22 protein-coding genes are annotated in these 25,203 nt (G+C 69.0%); 11 read left to right on the top strand and 11 right to left on the bottom strand.

The window, feature by feature from the left end; translation table 11 throughout:
* The first annotated feature begins 30 nt into the window (after nt 1-30).
* A complete protein-coding gene (locus tag AC0662_RS24505; protein WP_452197957.1) occupies nt 31-930 on the top strand; it encodes an aldo/keto reductase in 900 nt (299 codons plus the stop codon).
* Here the strand turns inward: AC0662_RS24505 and AC0662_RS24500 are convergent.
* The 5 genes from AC0662_RS24500 to AC0662_RS24480 all read right to left on the bottom strand — a co-directional run bounded on the left by AC0662_RS24500 (nt 910) and on the right by AC0662_RS24480 (nt 8,899).
* Nucleotides 910-2,514 carry an alpha/beta hydrolase gene (locus AC0662_RS24500; protein ID WP_452197955.1) on the bottom strand — a complete coding sequence of 535 codons (1,605 nt, stop codon included), beginning with the start codon at nt 2,512-2,514 and terminating at the stop codon, nt 910-912. The two genes, AC0662_RS24505 and AC0662_RS24500, sit on opposite strands and share 21 nt — an antisense overlap.
* A 116-nt stretch (nt 2,515-2,630) precedes the next feature.
* Nucleotides 2,631-5,657, bottom strand: coding sequence for a 3-methyl-2-oxobutanoate hydroxymethyltransferase (gene panB / locus AC0662_RS24495; protein ID WP_478303468.1), 3,027 nt, complete (start codon nt 5,655-5,657; stop codon nt 2,631-2,633).
* A gap of 254 nt (nt 5,658-5,911) precedes the next feature.
* Complete coding sequence (locus AC0662_RS24490) at nt 5,912-7,684, bottom strand: NAD+ synthase (protein ID WP_478303466.1); 1,773 nt, start codon at nt 7,682-7,684, stop codon at nt 5,912-5,914.
* A gap of 52 nt (nt 7,685-7,736) precedes the next feature.
* Nucleotides 7,737-8,258, bottom strand: coding sequence for a P-loop nucleotide/nucleoside kinase family protein (locus AC0662_RS24485; protein ID WP_478303464.1), 522 nt, complete (start codon nt 8,256-8,258; stop codon nt 7,737-7,739).
* Complete coding sequence (locus AC0662_RS24480; RefSeq protein ID WP_478303462.1) at nt 8,255-8,899, bottom strand: GNAT family N-acetyltransferase; 645 nt, start codon at nt 8,897-8,899, stop codon at nt 8,255-8,257. The genes AC0662_RS24485 and AC0662_RS24480 overlap by 4 nt, the downstream gene beginning before the upstream one ends.
* Before the next feature lie 84 nt (nt 8,900-8,983).
* Here AC0662_RS24480 and AC0662_RS24475 point away from each other — a divergent pair, with 84 nt between their 5' ends.
* A complete protein-coding gene (locus AC0662_RS24475) occupies nt 8,984-10,171 on the top strand; it encodes a DUF418 domain-containing protein (RefSeq protein WP_478303460.1) in 1,188 nt (395 codons plus the stop codon).
* Here AC0662_RS24475 and AC0662_RS24470 read toward each other — a convergent pair.
* Entirely contained in the window at nt 10,117-10,749 is a 633-nt protein-coding gene (locus AC0662_RS24470; RefSeq protein ID WP_452197945.1) for a peptidoglycan recognition protein family protein, read from the bottom strand. The two genes, AC0662_RS24475 and AC0662_RS24470, sit on opposite strands and share 55 nt — an antisense overlap.
* An 81-nt stretch (nt 10,750-10,830) precedes the next feature.
* Between AC0662_RS24470 and AC0662_RS24465 the strand changes: the two genes are divergently transcribed.
* Together AC0662_RS24465 and AC0662_RS24460 are read left to right on the top strand one after the other, a co-directional pair.
* Nucleotides 10,831-11,310: a hypothetical protein gene (locus AC0662_RS24465; RefSeq protein ID WP_452197943.1), complete on the top strand. Its 480-nt coding sequence runs from the start codon at nt 10,831-10,833 to the stop codon at nt 11,308-11,310.
* Entirely contained in the window at nt 11,307-12,242 is a 936-nt protein-coding gene (locus tag AC0662_RS24460) for a hypothetical protein (protein ID WP_478303458.1), read from the top strand. Before AC0662_RS24465 ends, AC0662_RS24460 begins: the two co-directional genes overlap by 4 nt.
* On the opposite strand, the gene AC0662_RS24455 is transcribed toward AC0662_RS24460, so the two are convergent.
* The gene (locus AC0662_RS24455) at nt 12,168-12,575 is read right to left on the bottom strand and encodes a hypothetical protein (protein ID WP_452197939.1); all 408 of its coding nucleotides are present in this window, start codon (nt 12,573-12,575) and stop codon (nt 12,168-12,170) included. The genes AC0662_RS24460 and AC0662_RS24455 overlap by 75 nt on opposite strands.
* Nucleotides 12,576-12,691: 116 nt before the next feature.
* Here AC0662_RS24455 and glnA point away from each other — a divergent pair, with 116 nt between their 5' ends.
* Both glnA and AC0662_RS24445 read left to right on the top strand, forming a co-directional pair.
* Complete coding sequence (gene glnA, locus AC0662_RS24450; RefSeq protein WP_452197937.1) at nt 12,692-14,032, top strand: type I glutamate--ammonia ligase; 1,341 nt, start codon at nt 12,692-12,694, stop codon at nt 14,030-14,032.
* A gap of 230 nt (nt 14,033-14,262) precedes the next feature.
* Nucleotides 14,263-14,979 carry a Type 1 glutamine amidotransferase-like domain-containing protein gene (locus AC0662_RS24445; RefSeq protein ID WP_478303456.1) on the top strand — a complete coding sequence of 239 codons (717 nt, stop codon included), beginning with the start codon at nt 14,263-14,265 and terminating at the stop codon, nt 14,977-14,979.
* Nucleotides 14,980-14,985: 6 nt separating this feature from the next.
* Here the strand turns inward: AC0662_RS24445 and AC0662_RS24440 are convergent, their stop codons facing one another.
* Genes AC0662_RS24440 through AC0662_RS24430 form a run of 3 tightly spaced genes read right to left on the bottom strand, consistent with a single transcriptional unit; the run spans nt 14,986 to nt 16,291 of the window.
* Nucleotides 14,986-15,273 carry a YiaA/YiaB family inner membrane protein gene (locus tag AC0662_RS24440; protein WP_478303454.1) on the bottom strand — a complete coding sequence of 96 codons (288 nt, stop codon included), beginning with the start codon at nt 15,271-15,273 and terminating at the stop codon, nt 14,986-14,988.
* Nucleotides 15,274-15,325: 52 nt separating this feature from the next.
* On the bottom strand, nt 15,326-15,742 hold the full coding sequence (locus AC0662_RS24435; protein WP_478303452.1) for a hypothetical protein: 417 nt from the start codon (nt 15,740-15,742) through the stop codon (nt 15,326-15,328).
* A gap of 45 nt (nt 15,743-15,787) precedes the next feature.
* A complete protein-coding gene (locus AC0662_RS24430; RefSeq protein ID WP_478303450.1) occupies nt 15,788-16,291 on the bottom strand; it encodes a hypothetical protein in 504 nt (167 codons plus the stop codon).
* A gap of 130 nt (nt 16,292-16,421) precedes the next feature.
* Here AC0662_RS24430 and AC0662_RS24425 point away from each other — a divergent pair, with 130 nt between their 5' ends.
* Both AC0662_RS24425 and trmB read left to right on the top strand, forming a co-directional pair.
* On the top strand, nt 16,422-19,406 hold the full coding sequence (locus tag AC0662_RS24425; protein WP_452197927.1) for a bifunctional [glutamine synthetase] adenylyltransferase/[glutamine synthetase]-adenylyl-L-tyrosine phosphorylase: 2,985 nt from the start codon (nt 16,422-16,424) through the stop codon (nt 19,404-19,406).
* Between the two features lie 13 nt (nt 19,407-19,419).
* Nucleotides 19,420-20,130 (top strand): tRNA (guanosine(46)-N7)-methyltransferase TrmB, encoded by a 711-nt coding sequence (trmB, locus tag AC0662_RS24420; protein ID WP_452197925.1) that lies wholly within the window; start codon nt 19,420-19,422, stop codon nt 20,128-20,130.
* Here the strand turns inward: trmB and AC0662_RS24415 are convergent.
* Nucleotides 20,111-22,699, bottom strand: coding sequence for a family 78 glycoside hydrolase catalytic domain (locus AC0662_RS24415; RefSeq protein ID WP_478303448.1), 2,589 nt, complete (start codon nt 22,697-22,699; stop codon nt 20,111-20,113). The genes trmB and AC0662_RS24415 overlap by 20 nt on opposite strands.
* Before the next feature lie 153 nt (nt 22,700-22,852).
* Between AC0662_RS24415 and AC0662_RS24410 the strand changes: the two genes are divergently transcribed.
* The 3 genes from AC0662_RS24410 (at nt 22,853) to AC0662_RS24400 (ending at nt 25,040) form a co-directional block, all read left to right on the top strand.
* Complete coding sequence (locus AC0662_RS24410) at nt 22,853-22,939, top strand: putative leader peptide (RefSeq protein WP_387775242.1); 87 nt, start codon at nt 22,853-22,855, stop codon at nt 22,937-22,939.
* Nucleotides 22,940-23,027: 88 nt separating this feature from the next.
* A complete protein-coding gene (locus tag AC0662_RS24405) occupies nt 23,028-23,936 on the top strand; it encodes a sulfite exporter TauE/SafE family protein (protein WP_452197921.1) in 909 nt (302 codons plus the stop codon).
* 33 nt (nt 23,937-23,969) lie between these two features.
* Entirely contained in the window at nt 23,970-25,040 is a 1,071-nt protein-coding gene (locus tag AC0662_RS24400; RefSeq protein WP_478303446.1) for an ABC transporter substrate-binding protein, read from the top strand.
* The last annotated feature ends 163 nt before the right edge of the window (nt 25,041-25,203 follow it).

Here is a 25,203-nt window from a genome sequence, read left to right as displayed (position 1 = left end):
TGGTTGCTGAGGACATCTACGATCGATGGCATGGCACGTATTGGTCTCGGATTGGCCGCGGTCGGGCGGCCCGGTTACATCAACCTCGGGCACGACGAGGACCTACCGGCCGGGCGCGCGGTCGAGGATCTGCGGGTGCGGACCCATGAGCTGCTGGAGCAGGCCTGGCAGGCCGGTGTTCGGTACTTCGACGCCGCACGTTCGTACGGGCTGGCCGAGAAGTTCCTCGGCGAGTGGGTGACCCCGGAGCGACGTACCGAACTGACCATCGGCTCCAAGTGGGGCTACACGTACGTCGCCGACTGGCGGCACGACGTCGACACGCACGAGGTGAAGGACCACAGCCTCGAAACCTTCGAACGGCAGTGGCCCGAGACCTTGGAGGCGCTCGGGGGACCGCCGGACTTCTACCTGGTGCACAGCCTCACCGCCGACAGCCCCGCCCTCGCGGACAAGCGCTTGCTCGACCGACTGCGTGAGCTCGCTGATTCGGGTGTCCGCGTCGGCCTGTCCACCAGCGGACCGCGCCAGGCCGAGACGCTCCGCAAGGCGCTGTCCGGCAGTACGCCGTTCTCCGCCGTACAGGCCACGTGGAACGTCCTCGACCCGTCGGCCGGCCCGGCGCTCGCGGAAGCGCACGACGCCGGGTGGTTCGTCGTCGTCAAGGAAGCGGTCGCCAACGGTCGCCTGACGGCCCGTGCTGGTGAGACCCCGTTCAACGAGTTTGCTCACCAGCACGGCGTCGCTCCCGACGCCTTGGCCATCGGCGCCGCGGTGGCTCAGCCCTGGACCGACATCGTCCTCAGCGGAGCCACCACCGCCGCTCAACTGTCCAGCAACCTCGCGTATCGGGTGGACGGCCCGCTCAGCGAGTTCGCCCAGCAACCCGAGGAGTACTGGACCGAGCGCTCAGCCCTGCCGTGGATTTGACAGGCCGAGCGCCTTCCGCGCCGCTGCCTTGGTACTGCCGGAAGAAGTCGCCGCCGCGGCTGCACTCGGCGGCTGCGGAGCAGGAACCGGCGGGCACTGTACGTCGGAGCGGTTCCCCGGCCGCCGCGGTGGCAGTGCACCGGTCTGCAGGTACGCCGCGATGCGGTTGTCGGTGCACGCCACGCCGGACAGCGATCCCGCGTGCGTGGTTCCGTCGACACCTTCGATCAGCACCGAGTTCGGGAACGTCTTACGGGTCTGCAGAGCACCGGAGTACGGCGTCGCCGCGTCCAGCGTCTCGTTGATCAGCAAGAGGCTCTTGACCCGGCTGCCGTTGACCTTCACCGGGTGACTCGCCTTCGCGGGCCAGTACTGGCACGGTGCGTTGAACCAGGCGTTCGCCCAGGTCAGGAACGGCGCCTTGAAGTAGACCTGCCAGTTCTGGCGGCGCACTGCCGGCCAGTTGGTCGGCCACTGGGTGTCGGTGCACTGTACGCCGAGGTAGATGGCGTACCCGTTGTCGTCGAACGGCGGCGTACCGTACAGCGCGATCAGCCCGGCCGCGTCCTTCTTGTGGACCCACGCCGCGAACGCATCCGCGATGTCGACCCAGCCGTAGACGTAGTACCCCGCACCCGTGAAGATGTCGGTCCACTCGGCCGGTCCGATCTTGCCGCCGGCCGGATGGCCGTTGAGCTTGTGCAGCTGCGCGTAGTAGAGCCGCTCGACCGCGGCCTCGGTGGTGCCGAGGTGCCACGTGGAGTTGTGCGCCGCGACGTACGCGAAGAAGACCTTGACGCTCTTGTTGAAGGCGAAGTCCTGGTCGATGTTGGCCTGGTACCAGATGCGCTTCGCGTCCACGACGCCGTCGAACACTGCGCGGCGCAGACGGTTCGGGTACAGCGTGCCGTACACCTGGCCGATGTACGTGCCGTAGGAGAACCCGTAGTAGTTGATCTGCGGGGCGCGGAGCGCCTTCCGGATGCTCTCCATGTCGCGCACCGTGTCGAGACTGGTGAGGTGCTTGAGCAACGCGGGCTGGGCCTTGCCACACGCCTTGGCGTACGCCTTGGAGCGCTGCAGCCAGACCTTCTCGATCTGCCGCGTCACCGGGACGTACGGCGGACGGTTGTACCCGGCGTAGTCCGGGATGCAGCTCAGCGACGGCTTGCTCGAGCCGACACCGCGCGGGTCGAAACCGATCCAGTCGTACGCGTCGCCGGCGTGGTTGGGCACGAACTCACCGAGGACCGCGAGCGTCAGACCGGACCCACCCGGTCCACCCGGGTTCACCAGCATCGGACCCTGCGGCTTGACCCCGGCCTTGTGCGCGATCCGCGACACCGCCAGCTGGATCTTCTGGCCACCCGGCCGGCTGTAGTCGAGTGGCACTTCGACGAACCCACATTGAGCCTTACGCTTCACCAGGCTCGGCGCCGTACACGGACCCCACTTGATCGGATGTGGGGTGTAGCTCGCCGGCTGTGGAGCAGCCGGTGCCGCGGTAGCGGTCGGGAACGTAGTCAACGCTCCGGCGACCAGCGCGAACGAAACCCCTGTGGCAACAACGAATCGACGGATCATCAGTGGCCTCCCCTTGCCGCCAACATCGTGAACCCACGACATCGGTCGGACAAGGGGTCGGCGCGTTGCCCCGGAACAGTTCTCGGACAGCTACCGGGGCGGTACGGGGAGTCGTGTCAGAAGGTGTGCTCGTCTCCCGGGAAAGCACCCGAGGCCACCTCGGCGGCGTACGTCGCGGCCGCGCTGGTGAGGATGCCGCGCAGATCGGCGTACTGCTTGACGAAGCGCGGCATGGTGCCGGATCGCAGGCCGGCCATGTCCTGCCAGACCAGCACCTGGGCGTCGGTGTCGCGTCCCGCGCCGATACCGATCGTCGGGATCGGGACCCGCTTGGTGATCTCGGCGGCCACGTCCCCAGGGACCATCTCGAGCACGACGGAGAACGCACCGGCCTCGGCGAGCGCGACGGCATCGTCGATCAGAGCCGCGGCCTGATCGCCACGCCCCTGGACCCGGTATCCGCCGAGACTGTGCTCACTCTGCGGCGTGAAGCCGATGTGCGCCATCACCGGGATACCGGACTGCGTCAGCTTCTCCACCATCGGTACGACGGTGCGCCCGCCTTCCAGCTTCACCGCGTGCACGCCGGCTTCCTTCATGAACCGCACCGCGGTGTGGAAGGCCTGCTCGGGCGACGCCTGGTACGAACCGAACGGCAGATCCGCGACGACGAGCGCCCGGTCGACCGCACCGGCCACAGCCCGCGCCAACGGAATGAGCTCGTCGACGGTGACCCGCAGCGTCGTGTCGTACCCGTACACGTTGTTGGCGGCGGAGTCGCCGACCAGCAGCACCGGAATACCGGCCTGGTCGAAGATCTCGGCGGAGTACTGGTCGTACGCCGTCAGCATCGCCCACTTCTCGCCACGGTTCTTGAAGTCCCGCAAATGATGAACCCGATACCGCCGCGGCCGCTTCGGCCCCTCACCCGCAGCACCCTGACCAGCACTCGGCCCGGCAACGGGTGCGGTTGTCCCGGCAGCGGTCGCGCCCTGAACGACGGGTGCGCTCGGTCCGGCAGCGGGTGCGCTCGGAGTGCTGGCGGCAGGTCCGCCTGGGGTGCCGGCGGCTGCGGTTGGAACCTCGGCGGCTCTCTCAGCCGCGGGGTTCGTGGACGCTTGGGCCCGTCGGGCCGCGCGATGCGAGGTGACCTGCTCGGTCGGTACCTGACTCGGCGCATCCTGCTGCACGCCCGCGCGCCGACGAGCACCCACCGAGCGCCTCGGCGTACCGGCTCCTTCGGTCATCGGCGCGTTGCTCTCGTACTCCGCACTCGGGTCGGACGGATACCCGCTGTCCTGCCCCGGCGCCTGCTGATACGCGTCGATCATGTCCGGCAGGTACGCCGTAATCGTCGGCGACTCGACCGGCCCAGCCGGCGCCTCCCCACCTTCATGGGCCGACCGCCCCTCAGCCCCAACCTCCTGCCGCCGAGCCTCTTCCCGCCGCCGCAAATCCCCCTGCCGCTGCCCTTCTTCCTGCCGCACACCATCACGCCCCAGCGCCTCGTCGCGCGGCTGCACACCGTCCCGCCGCTGCACGCCGTCGCCCCGCTGCGCTTCTTCGTGCCGCTGCAGCTCTTCGCGCCGCTGTCCATCCGCGCGCTGCTGCGCGCCGTCCTGCCGCCCGGCATCGTCCCGCTGCTGCAGGTCGTCTCGACCCTGGACGTTGCCGCGCCACTGTCCGTCCTCAAGCCGCTGTCCCTCATCGCGGCGCGGTGCATCCTCGCGGCGAAGCAGCTCTTCGCGGCGCTGAGCGTCCTCGCGGGCCTGCCGTTCGTCCCGCGCCCGACCGCTCTCGTGCGCCCGTGCAGTCTCCTGCCCACGGTCCGGTTCGTGGCCCCAGACGGGCTCGGGGCCTGGGCCTGGCTCGTGCCGGCGTACGGGGTCCTGCCCGCGCCCCGGCTCTTGCTCGCGTCCCGCATCGTGGCCGTGGGTGGCGTTCGGGGGCTGCAGGCGCTGTGGCGGCCGCGGCGGCTGCTGCGAGCTCAAGCCGTTGCTCACCCCGTGACCCAACCCATTACTCAGCCCGTTGCTCGACCCGCCACTCATCCCATTGCTCAGGCCGTTACTCGACCCACCGGCCAACCCATTGCTCGACCCGCTGCTCGAACCAGCACCCAGCCCATTGTTCGAACCACTACCGAGCCCGTTGCTCGAGCTCTTGCCCAGCCCGTTGCTCGACCCGTGGCTCAGGCCATTGCTGGAGCCGCTGCCCAGCCCGTTGCTCGAACCGCTGCCCAACCCGTTGCTCGAGCTATTGCCGAGCCCGTTGCTCGACCCATGGCTCAAGCCGTTGCTGTGTTCGTGGCTTAGCCCGTTGCTCGACGACGACTGCGACGGCGAGGACGGCGATGGCGACGGGGGTTGTGACGGCGGCTGGCTGCCTGCCTGGGAAGGCGTGCCGGACTGTGGTGCCGGGCTGCCCCAGTTGGTGCTGCCGTTCGACGACTGTTGCGGCCGCTGAGTCACGCCGTTGCTCGACGGCGGCGCCGGCGGCCGAAGCGGCGGCTGACCGGGCGACTGCTGCCCAGGCTGAGAACCACCTTGCGAACCACCCTGCGGCCGACCGTCAACCTGACCGCCCTGCCGACCCTCAGCCTGACCGCCTACCTGTCCGGCCTGCTGACTCCCTTGCTGGCCGCCCTGCTGGCTGCTCTGTTGACCGGGCGGCTGCTGCCGCCCACCCGGCGCACCATTGCTCCCCGACCCAGGACCGAACGGACTCGGCCGACCCTGCGGCGGCGGCTGCGACCCTGGTGCGGGCTGCTGCGCCGGCGGCTGGGGCCGGAACGGGCTCTGCTCCTGGTACCCGTACGACTCCTCGCGCGACTCTCCGTAGTACTCCGGCCGCTCACTCCGCGCCGGCGGTTGTCCCGGCGGTGGTGGTGCGCTCGGCAGGAACGGTGGCTTCGGGACATACGGCTGCTGCGGTACCGGCCCGCGCTCGTACGTGCGGGGTGCGTTCGGCAGCGACGGCGACGGGTCGAGGCCTAGACCGGAGCCGCGCTCGTGCCAGGGGTCGTTGTCGTAGTCCGAGCGGCGGTGCTCCTCGGTTGCCCGGTTCTTCGGTCCGGTCCCGTACGGCGACGGCAGCTCCTCGTCATCACCCTGGGTACCGGCCGACGTGAAGTTGTCAACCATGTCTTCATCGTCCCACCGATGCGGAGGGTGAGCGCCACCGCCTGTAGGTGAGCGATCGCTCACATCCTCCCGGTAACTGTCGCCATAACTGTCCCGGTAACCGTCACCGCGACTGTCCCGGTAACTGTCACCGCGACTCTCGCCGTAACTTTCTTTGGGCAGGCCGGAACGGTCGTGCAGGTCCTCGGGGGAACCCCACGCGGATTCTTGGACCCCATTGTCGGGTTGGGTTGGGCGGTACCGCCAGGAGTCGCTCAGTGCTCGGCTGCCTTCCGTGCGTCCTCACGCCATGCATTGGTGATCGGCAACCGGCGGTCCCGTCCGAAGGCCTTGTGCGTGATCTTCGGGCCCGGTGGGTACTGCCGGCGCTTGTACTCCGCTCGGTCGACGAGCTGGATCACCTTGGTGACCAGCTCGGTGTCGAATCCGGCCGCGACCAGTTCGGCGCTGCCGCGGTCCTGCTCGACGTAGTCGTCCAGCATGTCGTCGAGCAGGTCGTACGGCGGCAGCGAGTCGGTGTCCTGCTGCCCCGGGCGAAGCTCGGCCGACGGGGGTTTGGCGATCGAGTTCTCCGGGATCGGGGGCTGCTGCCCCTTCTCCTTGGCGTCCGCGTTGCGCCACTTCGCGAGCCGCCAGACCAGGGTCTTCGGGACGTCCTTCAACGGTGCGTAGCCGCCGACCGCGTCGCCGTAGATCGTCGAGTACCCGACCGACAGCTCCGACTTGTTGCCGCAGGCAAGTACCAGGTGACCGTCGGCGTTCGACAATCCCATCCACACCACGGCGCGGACCCGGGCCTGCAGGTTCTCCTCGGCCAGCCCGGTCAACCCGAGTGTGTCGAGGAACGGCTGCACCATCGGCTGGATCGGTATGACGCGGTAGTTCAGGCCGGTGCGCGCGGCGAGTTCGGCGGCGTCGTCCTTGGAGTGGTCGCTGGAGTAGACGCTCGGGTTGGAGATCCCGAAGACGTTCTCGCGGCCGACCGCGTCGCAGGCGATCGCGGCGACCAGCGAGGAGTCGATGCCGCCGGACAGTCCGAGCAGGACGGACTTGAAGCCGTTCTTCTGCACATAGTCGCGCAGGCCGGTGACGATCGCGCCGTACATCTCGGCCTCGTCGCTGAGTCGCGGCGCGATGTTCGGCGGCATCGCGTCGTACTCCGGGAGTGGTTCCTCGTGCAGGACGGTGTGCACGATCTCGATGCCTTCGTGCGTACCGGACGGAGTACCTGATGCGGCAGGGAGATCGAGGTCGACGATCATGCTGCCCTGCTCGAACTGCGGAGCCCGCGCGAACACGGTGCCTTCGGCGTCAGCGATCAGCGAGTCGCCATCGAAGACCAGTTCGTCCTGGCCGCCGACGAGGTTGACGTAGGCGAGCGCGCAGCCGGCTTCGCGGGCGCGGCGGCGTACGAGATCACCGCGGACGTCGTCCTTGTTGGCCTCGTACGGCGAACTGTTGACGACCATGAGCAGACCGGCACCTGCCGCGCGGGTGACCGCGACCGGGCCGCCGTCCTGCCAGAGGTCCTCGCAGATCACGAGCGCGACGTCAACGCCGTGGATCCGGACGACCTGCAGGGTGTTGCCGGGGACGAAGTGCCGGAACTCGTCGAACACGCCGTAGTTCGGCAGGTGGTGCTTGACGGCGCTCGTCACCACGCGACCCTGGTGGATGACGGCCGCGGAGTTGGTGGGGGAGCCCTTCGGGCGGCCGAGCCGGTCGATACCCATCGCCGTACCGCTGGCGCGATCGAGGTACCCGCAGATCACCACGATGTCGCCGAGTCCTTCGTCGGCGAGTCGTTTCGCGAGGCTGTGGATCCGGGTCTGCGAGGCGTCCACGAACGAGGCCCGCAGCGCCAGGTCCTCCACCGGGTAACCGGTCAGCCCGAGCTCCGGGAACGCGACCACGTGCGCGCCTCGCTCGACCGCGTTCCGGGTCCACGCGACGATCTTGTCGGTGTTCCCGTCGATATCACCCACGGTCACATTGAGCTGAGCAAGAGCTACCCGAAGCTGAGGCACGGGAGCACATTACTGGTTCCAGCCCCGCGACCCCACGCCCCTCACCAACGTCTTACGTACGCCGAATGAACTCGCCCACCCGCGAGACGTTCGCAACTACGGGTTCCATCGCATCCACGATCAACCGTTCGCGCTCCAACTGCGCATACTCACTCCGCATCCGCTCGACGTGATCCCACCCCACTTCGTGCCACCCGGGGATCCCACGCCGCCGTGCTTCGAGCCGCTGCCGATGCACGCGTTCATCGCTACAAACACAGTCGACAATCACCAACCGCCCGCCGTACTCCGCAGCCAGTTCCTCCCACCGTCCCGCGATCTCCTCGTTCACCAAACAGTCAACGATCGCCGACTGACCCATCATCAGCTGACGTCTGATCAACGTTCCGAGGAGGTCGTAATACATCGCGAGGAACGTCGGCCGGTCGAGTCCGCTCAGCACCCCGTGCGGTCTGAGGGCACCGAGCAGCCAGTCGCCGGCGAAAGCCGGTACGCCGGACTCCTCGGCCAACGTTTCGGCCAGCGTCGACTTGCCGGTGCCGGGCAGGCCGGTGAATGCGATGACTTGCTTCATGGGGTTGGGGTTGTTGCGGTTCGGGCTACCAGTAGGGGGGTGATGGTGGTCCAGCCGAGGGACTCGTAGAGGGGGCGGCCTTCGGGGGAGGCTGCTAGGTGGGCTTGGGGGACGCCGTGGGTGACGGCGGTTTCGGCGAGGGCTGTCATGACGGCGCGGGCGAGGCCGCGGCGGCGGTGGGCCGGGTCGGTCTGGATCATGTCGGCGACGGCGCCGGTGTGGAGGAGCGACATCCTGCCAGTGGCCGCGAGTTCGCCGTACCCGTACACGTGGACGTCGATGATCGACGGCGCCGTGGTGATCTCGAGTTTGTACGGCGCGGGCACCGGCGCGCTCGCGTGCTCGGACAGCGCGACCGACATCAGCCACTCGGTGCGGACGAACTCCAGCGGCACCAGATCACCCGCCACCCGCTGCGGATCGTCGGTCGCGATCGTGAGCCACGACGTACCGGGCGGGTTGCAATCGGTCAACGCGAGGTGCGCCGCGGCGCGCGCGTTCGACTCGGTGGCGATGTATTCGACCCGTCGTTGCGGTTCGCCGATCCGTACGACGATGACGTCGTCGACGTGCTGGTAGTCGGTCCACCCACGCGACGCCGACCACCCCCGCTGCCACTGGGTCAGGACTTCGTCGTACATGCGCCTATCGAACAGCGACGAAGGTTCACCGGTCAGGCACTTTCGTCGGATGAACGTCCGCGCCGCAGTCGGTTGAATGACACCATGAGCACCCCCAGCGGACCGACCGGCCTGAGCGAACGCGCCCTGGGTCCGGATCTCGCCCGCGGTTTCATGCTGCTGTTCATTGCCTTCGCCAACTCGCATTACTTCATCGACAGCGACCGCGTGCTCGGCGGGTTCCCGACCGACGGCTCAGTCGTCGACCGCGTCGTCGCCACGGTGATCGCCACGTTCGTCGACGGTCGCGCGTTCCCGATGTTCGGCGACCTCTTCGGGTACGGCGTCGCGCAGATCGTCCGCCGGCAACGCGAGGCCGGTCGCGACTGGGGTCAGATCCGCAAACTCCTCTGGCGCCGCTCGCTGTTCCTCGTCGTACTCGGGTTCCTGCACGCGATGCTGCTCTACGTCGGCGACATCCTCGCGGCGTACGGCGTCCTGCTGTTCCTCGGTGTCTGCGTGCTGCGTTGGGAGGACCGCTGGCTCTTCGTCGTCGCCGGGTTCGTCCTGATCATGACCGCGCTGCCGACCGATGACGCGTTGGCGGTGTCCGCCGACCGCCCCGATCCGTCGATGCTCCCGACGGACCTCCTCGGTCAGTTCGCGGACCGCATCACCGTGCAGCCGTTCATCGCCGGCCTCGGCTGGATCGGCTTCGTCACACCGTTCATGGTCGGACTGTGGGCCGGCCGCCGCCGCATCCTCGAGCGCCCGGCGCAGCACCTCACCCTGCTCCGTACGACGGCCCTCCTCGGACTCACGGTCGCGATCGCCGGCGCCCTCCCGGTCTCCCTGGTCATCGGCGGCGTACTGAACCGGCCGAGCGACCACGCACTCACGATCCTCGGTCCACTGCACGACGCGACCGGGGTCCTCGGGGGTTTCGGGTACGCCGCCCTGATCGTGCTGATCGCACACCGACTGGGCGACCGCCGAGGTCCGATCACCTTGGCGATCGCCGCGGTCGGGCAACGATCGCTGACCTGCTACCTGTCCCAGTCCGTGGTGTGGGCCGTCGCGTTCACGCCGTACCTGCTCGACCTGTCGCGCACCCTCACCACGACCACGACGGCGCTGCTGGCCGCCGCGACCTGGCTGGCGACTGTCGTGCTTGCGGACCAGATGCGCCGGGCCGACTACCGCGGGCCGTTCGAGCTCCTGATCCGCAAGGTCACGTATCAGCCGAAGAGGACCGCCGCGACGCGGTCACGCAGCTCCGGCAGTCTCGCGTAAAACACGTCACCCGGGCACTGCGTGGTGTTGTAGTCGCGGTGCCCGACGATCGCCGCGTGCGGATCGAGCCCGTACTTCGTGCACAGCCAGGCGCAGGTCAGCACGGACATGTCGAACAGGGCGGTCGTCACGTTCTCGGTGACGTAGATGCCCTCGTGCTCGATGCCGATGGTGTGACTGTTCTGGTTGGCGGTCTGCGCACCGAGCACGTTCTGCCCGTTGTTGATCGCCGACAACGATTTGCTGCGGCCCTCCATCAGGTAGCCGCCGCGGCTGATCGTGAGCTGGTTGCCCATGTCGATCCAGCCGTTGGTGTCCATGTGCAGGTCCTGGATCCAGTGCTGGACCTTGTACGCCGCGGCGAGCGAGTAGTCGGTGACGTTCGCGCTCGCGGTGTGGTGGATGACGATGTGGTCGGGCTTGCCGATCACCTGGGTGGCGGACTTGGGCGGGCGCGCCGACCACTCGGTGCGCGTGTAGCAGCGCGGCGCGGGGGCCGCATGGGCTGCTGTGGGCAGTGCGAGTCCCCCGAGCAGTACGCCGCCGGCGCTCGCGCCGAGCAGGGTACGCCGGGACACCCGGGTACGTTGGATATTTTCTGGGGCGGTCATACTTGAGAAAATTCCCTACCGTCAAGACCGTCAAACCAGAATGATGTAATGGCGGGCGTGACTGAAGGTGAGCGGCCGGGGGCCGTCCGGCTGGGACGGGTCGGCAAGGGGATACGGGTCCTCGTCGCGGTCGCGGGCATCGCGCTGCTGATCAACGGATCGGTCCGGGCCTCCGACGACGCCTGGCCGTTCGGGCCGATGTCGCAGTACGCGATGTCGGTGCCGGACGACGCCTCGATCGACTACACCCGGATCAGTGCCGTGACCGACGCCGGTACGACGGTCGACGTACCGCTGAACATCGAGGGCGCCGGCGTGGCGCGGGCCGAGATCGAGGCGCGGGCGGGGGAGATCACCAAGGACCCGTCGCTGCTCCAGCAGGTCGCGGACGGGTGGGCGCGCAAGCACCCCGACCAGCCGAAGTACGTGAAGCTCCAACTGATCCGGGACACCACTCAACTGGTGAAGGGGCGCGTCGAAGGACCGCCCACGTCCCAGGTGCTGGCGACCTGGGAGGTCCGTCGATGAAGGTCGCGAACTGGTTCACCCCCACGATCGCTTTGGCGCGGATCGCGTGGTTGCGCACGATTCTGTATTTGTTCGTCATCCTCGACATGCATGCGTTCGTCCGGGACACCCGCGACAAGGGCGAGCACCCGGGGCTGTACCAGCCGTTGCAGCTGGCCCGGCTCCTCGACCTCCCGAAGCCGACGGTCGCGAACACCACCGCGCTCTACATCGTGCTGATCGTCGCCTGCCTGATCGGTGCGACGAACTACTTCCCGCGGATCGCCGGCTGGATCGTCGCGCCGGCATTCACCTGGTGGGTGCTGATCGGGATGAGCGACGGGAAGGTTGACCACGACCATCTCGCCCTCGTCATCGCGCTCTGGGTGCTGCCGACCGTCGCGGCGGGTCGTCGCGGACCGTCGTCGTACGGCGATCAGACCGCGTCGGAGGCGGCCGGGTGGGCGATCCGGTGCATCCAGATCTGCGTGATCGCGACGTACTTCCTGTCCGCGGTCGCGAAACTGCGCAGTGCCGGATGGGCGCTGACCTGGCCCGGGAGCGCCGTACTGACGTGGGCGATCGTACGGCGGCCGCACCCGGTCGGGGAGTGGCTGCTCAACTACCCGTGGGTGCTGCACGTGATGCAGTGGGTCGGCATCATCGGGGAGTTCTGCTCGCCGGTGATCCTCTGGCTGAAGGGCCGCTGGCAGTTGCTCGGGGCGCTGTTCTTCCTCGGGTTCCACGCCGCGAACACGGCGATCCTGCTGATCCATTTCCTGCCGACCGTGGTCTGCTGGCTGGCGTTCGCTCCGCTGGAGCGGATCGTGCCCTGGTTCCGTGCGCGCCGGGCCGCGAAGTCGGCGAGCTCGGACCGCTCAGACCGCGATGCCCGAGAGGCCGAAGACCAGGCCGAACACGGCCGGCAGACCGAGCAGCAGGCCGGCGCGTAGCTTGAACCGGCGGCCACCGGGTCCCGGCGTCCGGACGACCCGGGACAGCACGGCACCGGCGTACCCGAAGACCAGCGCGGCGAGCAGGATCTGGACGGTCGGCAGATCGTGGGCGTTCTGATGCCTCAGCCCGAGCGTGACGAGCCCCGGGCAGCAGAACGCGCACATGCCGAACCCAAGCTCCGGGATCGGCAGCCAGCGGCGCCCGAGGACGTCCCGCTCGGCCGGTCGCCGGTGCCGCAGTGACTGCACGAATCGCGCCGTACTGACGATCAGGTCGCTGAGGCAGAGGACCGCCGCCACGATCAGGGCGGCATGGAAGATCGTCTGCACAAAGGGACACGCTAGGCCCTGATCGCCACGATGTCCGCCCTGGCACGTAACGTCTGCTTAACAAGGGCGGGGCACACTGTGAGAAGTTCCGAAGACTCGGGTGAGAGGTGGACCGGATGGACAAGCAGCAGGAATTCGTGCTGCGCGCGCTGGAGGAGCGCGATGTGCGCTTCGTGCGGCTCTGGTTCACCGACGTGCTCGGGTTCCTGAAGTCGGTCGCGGTGGCGCCGGCGGAGCTGGAGAGCGCGTTCGCGGAGGGCCTCGGGTTCGACGGCTCGGCGATCGAGGGATTCGCCCGGGTGACCGAGGCGGACATGCTCGCCAAGCCGGACCCGTCGACGTTCCAGATCCTGCCGTGGCGCGGCGAGACCATGGGCACCGCGCGGATGTTCTGCGACATCAACATGCCCGACGGGTCCTCGTCGTTCGCCGACCCGCGGCACGTGCTGAAGCGGACGCTGTCGAAGGCCGCCGACCTCGGGTTCACCTTCTACACCCATCCCGAGATCGAGTTCTACCTGTTCAGGTCGCTCACCGGCGCGCCCGGGACGTATCCGGAGCCGGTCGACTCCTCCGGGTACTTCGACCACACGCCGCAGGGCATCGGCAACGACTTCCGCCGCGAGGCGATCACGATGCTCGAGTCGATGGGGATCTCGGTCGAGTTCAGCCACCACGAGGGCGGCCCCGGCCAGCAGGAGATCGACCTGCGGTACGCCGACGCGCTGTCGACCGCCGACAACATCATGACGTTCCGCGTCGTGGTGAAGGAGGTAGCGCTGTCGCAGGGCATCTACGCGTCGTTCATGCCGAAGCCGTTGTCGGACCACCCCGGTTCCGGGATGCACACCCACATGTCGCTGTTCGAGGGTGACCGGAACGCGTTCTTCGAGGGCGGGGCGCAGTACCAGCTGTCGAAGACCGGGCGGGCGTTCATCGCCGGGCTGCTGCAGCACGCGGCGGAGATCACCGCGGTCACCAACCAGTGGGTGAACTCCTACAAGCGGCTGGCCGTCGGCGACGAAGCGCCGTCGTTCATCTCGTGGGGTCACAACAACCGGTCCGCGCTGGTGCGGGTGCCGATGTACAAGCCGCACAAGGGGCAGTCGAGCCGCGTCGAGTTCCGCTCGCTGGACTCGGCCGCCAACCCGTACCTCGCCTTCGCGCTGATGCTCGCCGCCGGTCTCAAGGGGATCGAGGAAGGCTACGAGCTGCCGGCCGAGGTCGAGGAGGACATCTGGTCGCTCACCGCCCGCGAACGCAAGGCCCTCGGCATCAAGCCGCTCCCCGGCAGCCTCGCCGAAGCCATCAGCGCGATGGAGGACAGCGAACTCGTCGCCGAAACTCTCGGCGAACACGTCTTCGACTTCTTCCTCCGCAACAAACGCGCCGAATGGCAGGACTACCGCCGCCAGGTCACCCCCTTCGAACTCAACAAACTCCTCCCGGTCCTGTAGCCCGCGCCCAAACCCAAGCCAACCGCGGCCCGGGTCGGGACCCGGGGCGGGCGGACGGTCGTCGGGCAAGGTGTGCGCCCGCGCAGCGTTCTCCCGGCGTGCTGACGCAGGGCTGCGGTGCAGCGGTGGTTGTCCGCCGGGTCGTGGGTTGGGGTTGGTGAAACGCCGCCGTTCTTCACGAGTCGCGGTACAAGGGGCGGACCTTTTGGCACGAGTGGATGGGGATCTTGGTGGTTGATGCTCAGGTTGTCGCGTTGGGTGGTGGTGGGTTCTCGATGGAGCCGGAGAACCTGTTGCTTGACGACTATGTGCTCTCGTTGGGGCCGCAGGGGCGTAAGCCGCGGGTTTGCTTTGTTCCGACTGCGAGTGGTGACTCCGAGGGGTACAGCGAGCGGTTCCTGGCGGCGTTCGGGCCGGAGCGGGCGGAGGCGACGGTGTTGTCGCTGTTCAAGCGGTCGGTGGGTGATCTGGACGCCTTCGTGCTGGAACAAGATGTTGTGTACGTCGGTGGTGGGAACACCGCGAACCTGCTGGCGATCTGGCGACTGCACGGGCTCGACGTCGCGTTGGAGAAGGCCTACCGCGCAGGTGTGGTCATGGCTGGGATCAGCGCTGGGATGAACTGCTGGTTCGAGGCCTCGGTGACGGACTCGTTCGACACCAACGGCTGTGGTCCGCTGGACGACGGGCTTGGGCTCTTGCCGGGTAGCGCGTGTCCGCACTACGACGGCGAGGCGTTGCGGCGTGACACCTTCCTCGGTCTGGTCGAGTCCGGCTTCCCGGAAGGTTATGCCGCCGAGGACGGCGTGGCCTTGCACTTCACGAACGGCCGCCTCGCGAACGTCGTCAGCTCCCGTCCCGACACGGCCGCCTACTCGGTACGCCGTAGCGACGCCGGCGTGTCCGAGGAACGCCTGCCTGCCAGGTACCTCGGCGCTCCCCGGTGACCCGCGTCAGCTGTCGACTCTGAAGGGGTCGTGGTCGGTGAGGAGTTTGTCGAGGCGGGCCTGGTCCACGCGGCTGGTGACCTCGGTGATTTCCTGGCGGTCGCGGACGACCTTGCACAGGACGACGGTCGACGTGACGACGTAGAGCAGGTCGAGCGCGAGGAACGCCCGTACCCAAGGTTGGGCCGGTAGGTAGACCAGGGCGATCGACATCGCCGTGATCGAGATGCCGAAGGATGCGACGGCTTGCGCGTAGAAGGCGGCGGTTTGTTGCGGCTGGATCTTCTTCGTCATGCCGAGATCTTCAGGCCGCCGCCACCTCGCCCGCATGAGCAAAACCACTCAATCAGCCGACGAAGACTTCCAGGAGCGTGGCGGGCGCGGAGGTGGTGAGCCGGTCCAGCACCGGTTGGCCGGTGGTGACTCGACCCAGCACCGTCGACGTGGGGGAGAGCGGCGCATCCGCAGGCGTGATGAAGAACTCGCTGGAGTTGCCGCGTCCCGGGGTGTTGCTGAGGGCAATCGCGTTGGCGCGGTCGCGGGTCAGCACCAGGTCGCCCCGGTTCGTGCGGAGGGTGACCTTGACCAGCCCGAGCGTCGGCGCCAGCGAGTACGGCGGTTGCCCGTGCTCGCCCGCGGTCCGGGTGTAGGTGCAGTTCTTGAACAGCGTCGGCGTGGCCTGGGCGCGGGCCACCCAGCCTTCGACGACGAGTGCTACCGCGGCGACGGCGAGGACTGCGACAACCCGTTTCCAGTGACGCATGCTTCTGAAGGTAACACTGGGTAGGCGGATTACAACAGGCTGTGTTCAGACGTTGGCTGGCTCGGCTGGCGTGCTGTCAGAGCCGTGCTTGGAGGCCCACCGAGCAGCAGCCGTCGAGTGCCGGTACGGCGGAACCTCCAGCGCGACCGGCGCCTCGACCACCGGAGCCGCCGACTCGACTGATGGAGCCGGCACGACCACCGGCGTACCGTCGTCCGCCAGCGCGTGTACCTCGTCGACGGTGAACAGCCCGACCGGGCGGACCCCTTCGGTGACGATCACGATGCACCCGGGGATCACCTGCTGGGCCCGATGACCCTTGGGAGGAACGAGAATCCCCTCGGCGGGCGTGCGCCAGGCGCCGGGGGCGAACCGGCTCAGCGCGAGCCCGGCCTGGCCGTCCTCCGGGGTGCGTGGTGGGAGGTAAGCGGTCGCCGTGTAGTCGTAGTCGTAGTCCGGTTCCGGCGGTCCGGACACTCGCCCGCCCTGCTGGGGTGTCAACCAGACAACCGTGCCTCGCACGGCGAGCGACCCCGTCATCATGACCATGGAACGCCATCATGCCGACTACTGAGCGAATCCGCTACACGACACCGTGTATTCCCCGCAATCCAGTTGAGACTTTGCGGACGCACCGGCCGCTGCTCGGTCCGCGGCCCGGGTTGGATAGCCTTCTGAAGTGGCTGAGGGTCGGAGAGGGTCGTGGGAGGGACGCCTGGTTCGGCTCGGGTTCGAGGACCCGCAGCGGGCGGCGGGGAGGCTCGAGGAGCTGGACGCGCTGGACTCGCACAGTCCGATGGCGACCGAGCAGCTGATCACGACGCTGTCGGAGTCGGCCGACCCGGATCTCGCGCTGCACAGCCTGTGCGGGATGGCGGAGGCGCTGCACAAACACGGGTACGACGTGGCCGCGTTCGCCCGCACGCTCGAGATGGATGCCGACTTCCGGCGCCGGCTGGTGTTCGTGCTCGGCGCGAGCGAGGCGTTCGGGCGGCACCTCTGCCTGCACCCGCGGCACTGGTACGACCTGGCCGACCCGTCGCTGACCGGGAACCGGCCGTCGGTCGAGGACGTGGCGCTCAAGCTCGCCGGCGCGGTGAACGCGGACAACCCGGTCGACGCGCTGCGGGTCGAGTACCGGCGGCTGCTGCTCCGGCTGGCCGCTCGGGACCTGGCCGAGGGGCTGCTCGTCGACGAAGTCGCCGCCGTCCTCGCTGATCTCGCGGGTGGGGCGCTGGAGACCGCGCTGCACATCGCCCGCAACGAGTACTTCGCCGCGCACCCCGGTGCCGCCGACTGCCGGCTCGCGATCATTGCCATGGGCAAATGCGGCGGCCGGGAGCTGAACTACGTCAGCGACGTCGACGTGCTGTTCGTCGCCGAGCCGCACGACGGTGAGCCCGAGGCACCGGCGCTGCGAACTGCGACGTACCTCGCGGCCGCCACGATGCGGATCTGCTCGGCGCACACCGGCGAGGGCACGCTTTGGCCGGTCGACGCGGCGCTGCGTCCGGAAGGTAAATCCGGTCCGCTGGTCCGCACCCTCGACAGCCACCTGGCCTACTACCAGCGCTGGGCCAAGACCTGGGAGTTCCAGGCGCTGCTCAAGGCTCGCCCGGTCGCGGGCGACGTGGCGCTCGGTGATGAGTACGCCCAGAAAGTCGGGCTGCTGGCGTGGTCGGCGGCGGACCGCGATGGCTTCGTCAGCGACGTCCAGGCGATGCGGCGGCGGGTCATCGACCACATCCCGGCCGCGGACATGGACCGGCAGCTGAAGCTCGGTCCCGGTGGCCTGCGCGATGTCGAGTTCGCCGTACAACTCCTGCAGCTCGTCCATGGTCGCAGTGACGAGTCCGTCCGCAGCGGTACGACGCTGGTCGCGCTCGAGGCCCTGACCTACAACGGGTACGTCGGCCGCACGGACGGCGCCGTACTCGCGGATGCGTACCGCTTCCTGCGGTCGATGGAGCACCGCATCCAGCTGTACCGCCTACGCCGTACTCACCAGGTGCCGGACGACGAGGAGGACATGCGGCGGCTCGGCCGCTCGCTCGGGTTCACCAAGAACCCGGTCACCGACCTCACCGCGGCGTGGAAGAAGCATGCGCTCGAGGTCCGGCGGCTGCACGAGAAGCTGTTCTACCGGCCGCTGCTCGCCGCGGTCGCGCGGATCCCGGGCGGCGAGGTGCGGCTGACTCCGGAGGCGGCGAAGCAACGGCTGACCGCGCTCGGGTACGCCGATCCCGCGTCCGCGCTGCGGCACATCGAGGCACTGTCCGAGGGGGTCTCGCGGCGGTCGTCGATCCAGAAGGCCTTGCTGCCGGCGATGCTCGGCTGGTTCGCCGAGTCGCCCGCGCCGGACGCCGGCCTGCTCGCGTTCCGGACGATCTCGGACGCGCTCGGTTCGACCCCGTGGTACCTGCGCCAGCTACGCGACGAGGGTGCGTCGGCCGAGCGACTCGCGCACCTGCTCGCCAGCGGCCGGTACGCCGTCGACCTGCTGCAACGCGCGCCCGAGGCGACCGCGATGCTCGCCGACGAACGCGAGCTGACGCCGCGGACCCAGGAAGCCCTGCTGACCGAGATGTCCGCGGCCGGCCGCCGTCAGGACGCGCCGGAGGCCGCGGTGGCGGCGATCCGCGCGGTACGGCGCCGCGAGTTGTTCCGGATCGCGGCAGCGGACCTGTCCGGTCTGCTCGACGTGGAGACCGTCGGCGCGGCGCTCACCACGGTCTCGGTCGGCACCTTGACGACGGCGCTCGAGGTGGCCCGGAAGGCGGTCGCGAAGGGTGAGCCGGAGCCGACCCGGATGTCGATCGTCGCGATGGGCCGGTTCGGCGGGCACGAGCTCGGGTACGGCAGCGACGCGGACGTGATGTTCGTGCACGACCCGATCCCCGGCGCCGACGAGAAGAAGGCGACGGACTTCGCGACCCAGGCGGCGACCGAGCTGCGGCGGATGCTGGCGCTGCCCGGTGCCGATCCGGCGGTCGCGATCGACGCGGACCTGCGGCCGGAGGGTCGGCAGGGTCCGCTGGTCCGGACGCTGGCGTCGTACGCGCAGTACTACGCGCGCTGGTCGGCGGTGTGGGAGGCGCAGGCGCTGCTGCGGGCGGACCCGCTGTGTGGCGATGCTGACCTGTGTCAGTCGTTCCGTGACCTGATCGACCCGTTGCGCTATCCGGAGCAGGGGATCAGCGAGCGCGAGGTGATGGAGATCCGGCGCATCAAGGCGCGGGTCGACGCCGAGCGGTTGCCGCGTGGCGCCGATCCGAGCACGCACACGAAGCTCGGCCGCGGCGGTCTGGCCGACATCGAGTGGACCGTCCAGCTCCTCCAGCTGCGGGAAGCCCACCGGGTCCCGACCCTCAAGACCACGCGGACGCTGACGGCGCTGCGCGCCGGCGTGAACGCCGGTCTCGTCGACCCGACCGAGGCGGACACGTTGAGCGCCGCCTGGGAGATGGCCAGCCGGATCCGGAACGCGATCATGCTGGTCCGCGGCCGGGCGAGCGACTCGCTGCCGCGGGATCCCCGGGACCTCGCCGCGGTCGCGCACATCTGCGGCTACCCGCCGGGCGAGTCCGGCCGGTTCTCCGACGACTATCTGCGCACCACCCGCCGCGCCCACAACACGGTGGCGCGACTGTTCTGGGACGACTAATACACTCCTGCTGGTGGAAGCTGTGGATCAGGTCAGGCAGGCGGGTGTCTTCAGCACCGTCCGGCGCAGTGTGCGGATGACGGTGGGGCAGAAGCGGGTCTGGGCGACGCGCTGGGCGGAGCTCGGTCGGACGCAGGAGGACCTGCCGCCTGGTGAGCTGGACCTGGGCGAGTGGTTCGGGCGTACCGCGCCGACCGTGCTGGAGATCGGCTCCGGGATGGGGGAGGCGACCGCGCAGCTCGCCGTCGCCGCGCCGGAGGTGAACCATGTCGCCGCGGAGGTCTACCCGGCCGGTCTCGGCCAGCTGATGCTGTGGGTGGAGAAGTACGACCTCGACAACGTCCGGCTGCTACAGGGTGACGCGCTGGACTTCCTCCGCGACCACGTCGCTCCCGGTGCGCTGGCCGGCGTCCGCATCTACTTCCCGGACCCGTGGCCGAAGAAACGGCACCACAAGCGCCGCCTGGTCACGCTGCCGTTTGTCGGGCTGATCGCGTCCCGGCTCGAGCCCGGCGGGACGTTGCACCTGGCAACGGACTGGGCGGACTACGCGGACCGGATGCTCGAGGTCTGCGAGGCCGAGCCGTCGCTGCGCAACCAGTACGACGGCTGGGCCCCGCGGCCCGAGTGGCGCCCGGTCACCAAGTTCGAGTCCCGCGCACAGGCCGAGGGCCGCGAGGTCCGCGACCTGATCTACCGCAAGGTCACGCCGACCGACTCGTGAACGCCCACTGCCCGGCGCCGACCGTGTAGACGGTGTAGCCCTCGCTGTACGTCGGCGAGCCCGCGAACGACCGCGGTACGGCGTCGACGTGCTCGGCCGACTCGGACGGGACATGGACCTCCGCCGTCGCGCCGACCGGGACCTGCACCTCCAGGGTGAGCACCCGGCCGTTCTGCTTCCAGGACACCGACACCCGGCCGCGGATCGTCTCGGTGCGGATGCCCGCCGAGTTCACCTCGTCGCGCGCGTCCGGCCGCACCACGATCCGCTCGGCGCCCGCGTCGATCACCCGCAGGCCGGCGACGTTCTCGAAGATCCACTGCACGACCGTGCCCTGGAAGTAGTGGTTCCGCGACCGCGAGTCGTCCTCCCACTTCTCCCACATGGTGTCCGCGCCGAGCTCGAACCAGTACCCCCAGCTCGGGAAGGTCCGCTGCAGCGCGACCTTCGTCGCCACGTCGCCGTACCCGTGCTTCGTCAGCACCGGCAGCAGGACGCCGACGCCCAGGCAGCCGGTGTTGAGGTGGAACCCGCGCGCCTCGACGTCCGCGGCGAGATTGGCCGCGACGCGATCGACCATGTCCTCCGGGACGATCCCGAAAGCCAGCGGTACGGCGTTGGACGTCTGCCGGTAGTCCGGGTCCTTCTCGGTGCGGTACCGGCCTTCGGTGCGATCCAGGAACGCCCGGTTCAGCCCGTCCGCGAGCTCCCGCGACGCCTTGCGATACTCGTTGGGCTGTCCAATCACATCGCCGATCTCGGCGGCGACGACGAGCGCGCGATAGAGGTACGCCGTACCCGTCAGGCGCCGGTCCTCCGGGGCCGGGCCGCTGCCGAAACCGGGTGGCAGCCAGTCGCCGAGAACACTCACCGACAGTCCGTCCTCGACCCGGTCCAGTTCCCAGGCGAGGTAGCGGGTGAGGGAGTCCCAGTGCTCGCGGAGCAGTCGCTCGTCGCCGTACCAGCGGTACATCTCGCGGAGCAGGAACGGGTAGACGGTCGGCCACTCGGTCGCGGGGGAGAGGTCGGTGAAGCCCCAGCCGCTGGACGGCACGATCACCGGCAACTGTCCGGACTCCGCCTGACTGTCCCGGATGTCGCCGAGCCACTTGGTGAAGAACCGGGCCAGGCCGAGCGTCGCGAGCATCGTCGGCGCCCCGACCTGCGCGTCCCCGGTCCACCCGTTCTTCTCGAAGTACGGCGTGTCCGTCGGGATCCCGTGCAGATTGCCGAGGATCGTCCGCCGCATCGCCCGCTCGTACTGTTCGTACGGCGCCTGCGTCGAGGTGAACCGGGTCACCGACGGGACGTCGGAGTTCACGACGCGCATCTGGACGTCGGCCGGCGCGCCCTCGACCTGCACGTAGCGGAACCCCTTGTACGAGAACTTGGGCTCCCAGATCTCCACGCCGGTGCCGGCCGCGACGTACTCGTCGCGCTGGATCCGGTCGCCGTCGACGTGCACGTTCCACGCCGCCACGTTGCCGTCAGCAACCGTCTCGCCGTGCGTGAGGGTGACGGTCGTCCCGGCCTCGGCCGTGACCGCCAGCCGCGTCCACCCGGCGACCGTCCGTCCGAAGTCCACGATCCAGACCCCCGGTCGGACCTCGGTGACCTCGACCGGGTCGACGGTCTCGATCACCCGGATCGGCTCGTGCGCCTGGGCCGTCACCGTGCCGCGCGGCGCCTCGACGAGACTCGCCGGCGACCAGGCCGAGTCGTCGAAGCCGGGCGCGTCCCAGCCGGGGAGCGCGCGCCGGGCGTCGTACGTCTCGCCGAGGTACAGCGAGTCGGACAGGGTCGGTCCGCCGGTGATGCGCCACGACTCGTCGGTGACCACCTCGGCCACGCGACCGTCGTCGTACTCGACGATCAGGCGGGCGATCAGTCGCGGGTCGGCGGTCCAGGGCGTGTCGTGCCAGCGCCAGACGTTCACCGAAGTCATCCCGAAGAACCCGCGGCCGAGTTCGGCGCCGACCACGTTGCCGCCGGAGCGTAGCAGGTCGGTCACGTCGTGCGTCGTATAGAGAACAGTGCGGTCGTACGCAGTGAAACCCGGGTCGAGTACGGCATCACTCACCGCGTGACCGTTGAGCCGCAGATCGGCGTACCCGAGGCCGCTCGCGTACAGCCGCGCGCGCCGGACGGTCCCGTCGACGGTGAACGCGCGGCGCAGCAGGGGAGCGCTGTCGGTCGTGCCGCCGATCCACTGCGCACTATGGAAGCCCTCGTCGAGCAGGCCGGTCTCGAACGACGACGGTTCGGCCCACTGATCCGACTGGTCCAGACCGTCCCAGAGCAGCACGGTCCAGTGGTACCGCGTCCGCGCCGCGACCGGGCCGTCGTACTCGATCCCGAAGGTCCGCGCCGACTCGACCTTCCCCGAGTCCCAGACGTCGGCCTGTTCCGGTGTCAGCAGCTCCGGCGCCGAGGCGACGAGGATCCGGTACGCCGTCTGGGTCGCGCCGTACCCGGGGGAGTCGGCGACCCAGCTGAAACGGGGCTTCGGGACGTCGACGCCGACCGGACGGACGGCGTACTCGGTCTGGAGAGATCGAGGTGTCAGCACCCCACGACCCTAGGGAGGCGCCGCGCGCGCGATCAACCTTCTGACCAGAACCGGTCGATGATCACATCTGATCGCTTGTCTCGGTTGATGATTGACAGGTCCAGATGCTGAAACCTGAGCATCTTGCTCGACTTTGTCCGCTTTCATAGTCTTATGCAGATCGTCGCGAACGCGCCCGGAGACGCCCTCACCCGGCGTCGGCACGTCGATCTGCTGCGCGTGAACTCCTCGGGTTGTTGATCCCCCAGCGTCGTCTCCCGACCTGACCGGCCCTTCTCGGCCGTGATCGACACCGCCCCGACTCCTTCCGACCCGTAGGAGCAGTTCTGTGCGTCGTCTCATCCTGATCGCGTTGCTGGGCTCGATCGCCCAACTCGTCGACGGCACCCTCGGCATGGCGTACGGCGTCACCGCCAGTACCGCCCTGCTGATCACCGGGATCACCCCGGCCGTCGCCTCCGCCTCGGTGCACCTGGCCGAGGTCGGTACGACGCTCGCGTCCGGCCTGTCGCACTGGCGCTTCGGCAACGTCGACTGGCGCGTCGTCGCGCTGATCGGCGCGCCCGGCGCGGTCGGTGCGTTCGCCGGTGCGACGTTCCTGTCGAGTCTGTCGACCGAGTCGGCGTCGCTGTGGGTCGCTGGTCTGCTGCTCCTGCTCGGCGTCTACATCCTGGTCCGCTTCGGTACCGGGAAGGTCCGGGCGGTGATCGAGGGTCGCCCGGCGGGCAAGTTCCTCGGCCCGCTGGGTCTGGTTGCCGGCTTCATCGACGCCACCGGCGGTGGCGGCTGGGGTCCGGTCGCGAACTCCGCGCTGCTGTCCAGCGGCAAGCTCGCGCCACGGCGCGCCGTCGGCTCGGTGAACGCTGCGGAGTTCCTGGTCTCGATCGCCGCCAGCCTCGGCTTCCTGTTCGGCCTCGGCCGCGAACACCTGCCGTTCGACCTCGTCGCCGCGCTGCTGATCGGTGGCGTGATCGCCGCTCCGCTGGCCGCCTGGCTGGTGTCCCGACTCGCCACCCGCTGGCTCGGTGTCGGCGTCGGTCTGGTGCTGATCCTGACCAACGCCCGCACGGTCCTGAACGGTCTCGACGTCACCACCGGCCCGCGGTACGCCGTCTACGCCGCGCTCGTCCTCGGCTGGGCCGCGATCGTCGCGTACGGGATCCGGGCCGCGGCCCGCCGTACCGTCTCCGAGGCCGAAAGCCTTCTCGACGACCGCGAGCTCGAACCCACTTCCTGAGCTGCTTCTTCCTTCAAGACAAAGGCTTTTCCTGTGAGCATCTCCGCCATCCGTCCGTTCCGCCTGCTCGCTGCAGCTCTTGCCCTGACCGTCGCCGCCGCGGGCTGCTCGCGCGCCGGCGGCAGCGAGGACACCGCCGCCGCCACGTCCGACAAGGGCCCCGCCACCGAGCTGCGGCTCGGGTACTTCCCGAACGTCACCCACGCCGCCGCGCTGGTCGGGCTCGGCAAGGGCCTGTTCGCCAAGGACCTCGGCAGCACCAAGCTGGTGCCGACCAAGTTCAACGCCGGCCCCGAGGCCGTCGGCGCACTGCTCGGCGGCTCGCTGGACGCGTCGTTCATCGGCTCCGGCCCCGCCATCAACGCCTACGCGAAGTCCAACGGCGAGGCGGTCCGGCTGATCGCCGGTGCGACGTCCGGCGGCGCGCAGTTGGTCGTCAAGCCGACGATCACCAAGCCCGAGGACCTGATCGGCAAGACCGTCGTCACGCCGCAGCTCGGCAACACCCAGGACGTGTCGCTGAAGAAGTGGCTCGCCGAGAAGAACCTGACCGGCAAGGTCAAGGTGACCAACCTGGAGAACGCGCAAACCCTCGATGCGTTCAAGAAGGGCGACGTGGACGCGGCCTGGCTGCCCGAGCCGTGGTCGTCGCGGCTGGTCCTGGACGCCGGTGCGAAGGTGCTGCTCGACGAGGCGTCGCTGTGGCCGGACGGGAAGTTCCCGACCACGGTGCTGATCGTCCGCACGCAGTTCCTGAAGGAGCACCCGGAGACCGTGAAGGCGCTGCTGTCCGGCCTGGTCGCGGCGATCGACTTCAGTACGACGAACACCGCCGACGCGAAGACCGTGGTGAACGACCAGCTGAAGGCGGCGACCGGTAAGGCGCTCAAGCCCGCCGTCATCGACCGGGCGTTCGAGCACATCCAGATCACCGCGGACCCGATCGCGTCCACGTTCCCGCAGCTGGCCAAGGACCAGGTCACGGCGGGTATCGCCAAGGAAGCGCCGGCGGTGGCCGGCTTCGCGGACCTGGGGCCGCTGAACGAGGTACTCGGCAAGGCCGGCAAGCCGACGGTCGACGCCGCCGGCCTGGACGCCAAGTAAATAAGGAGACTCCCAATGATGTTGTCAAGTTGGGTTGAGGGTTTGTGAGTGTCGGCTCACGCTGCGAGGGCGGCGGGTCTGGGTGGGTGGATGTCGAAGGTGCGGCCGTCGCGGATGAGGGCCCAGAGCACGTTCAGACGGCGTCTGGCCAGGGCCAGGATCG

The organism is Kribbella sp. NPDC043289, assembly GCF_056436705.1.
The sequence above is the reverse complement of the archived record's forward strand: the minus strand, read 5'-3'. Positions and strand labels throughout refer to the sequence as shown.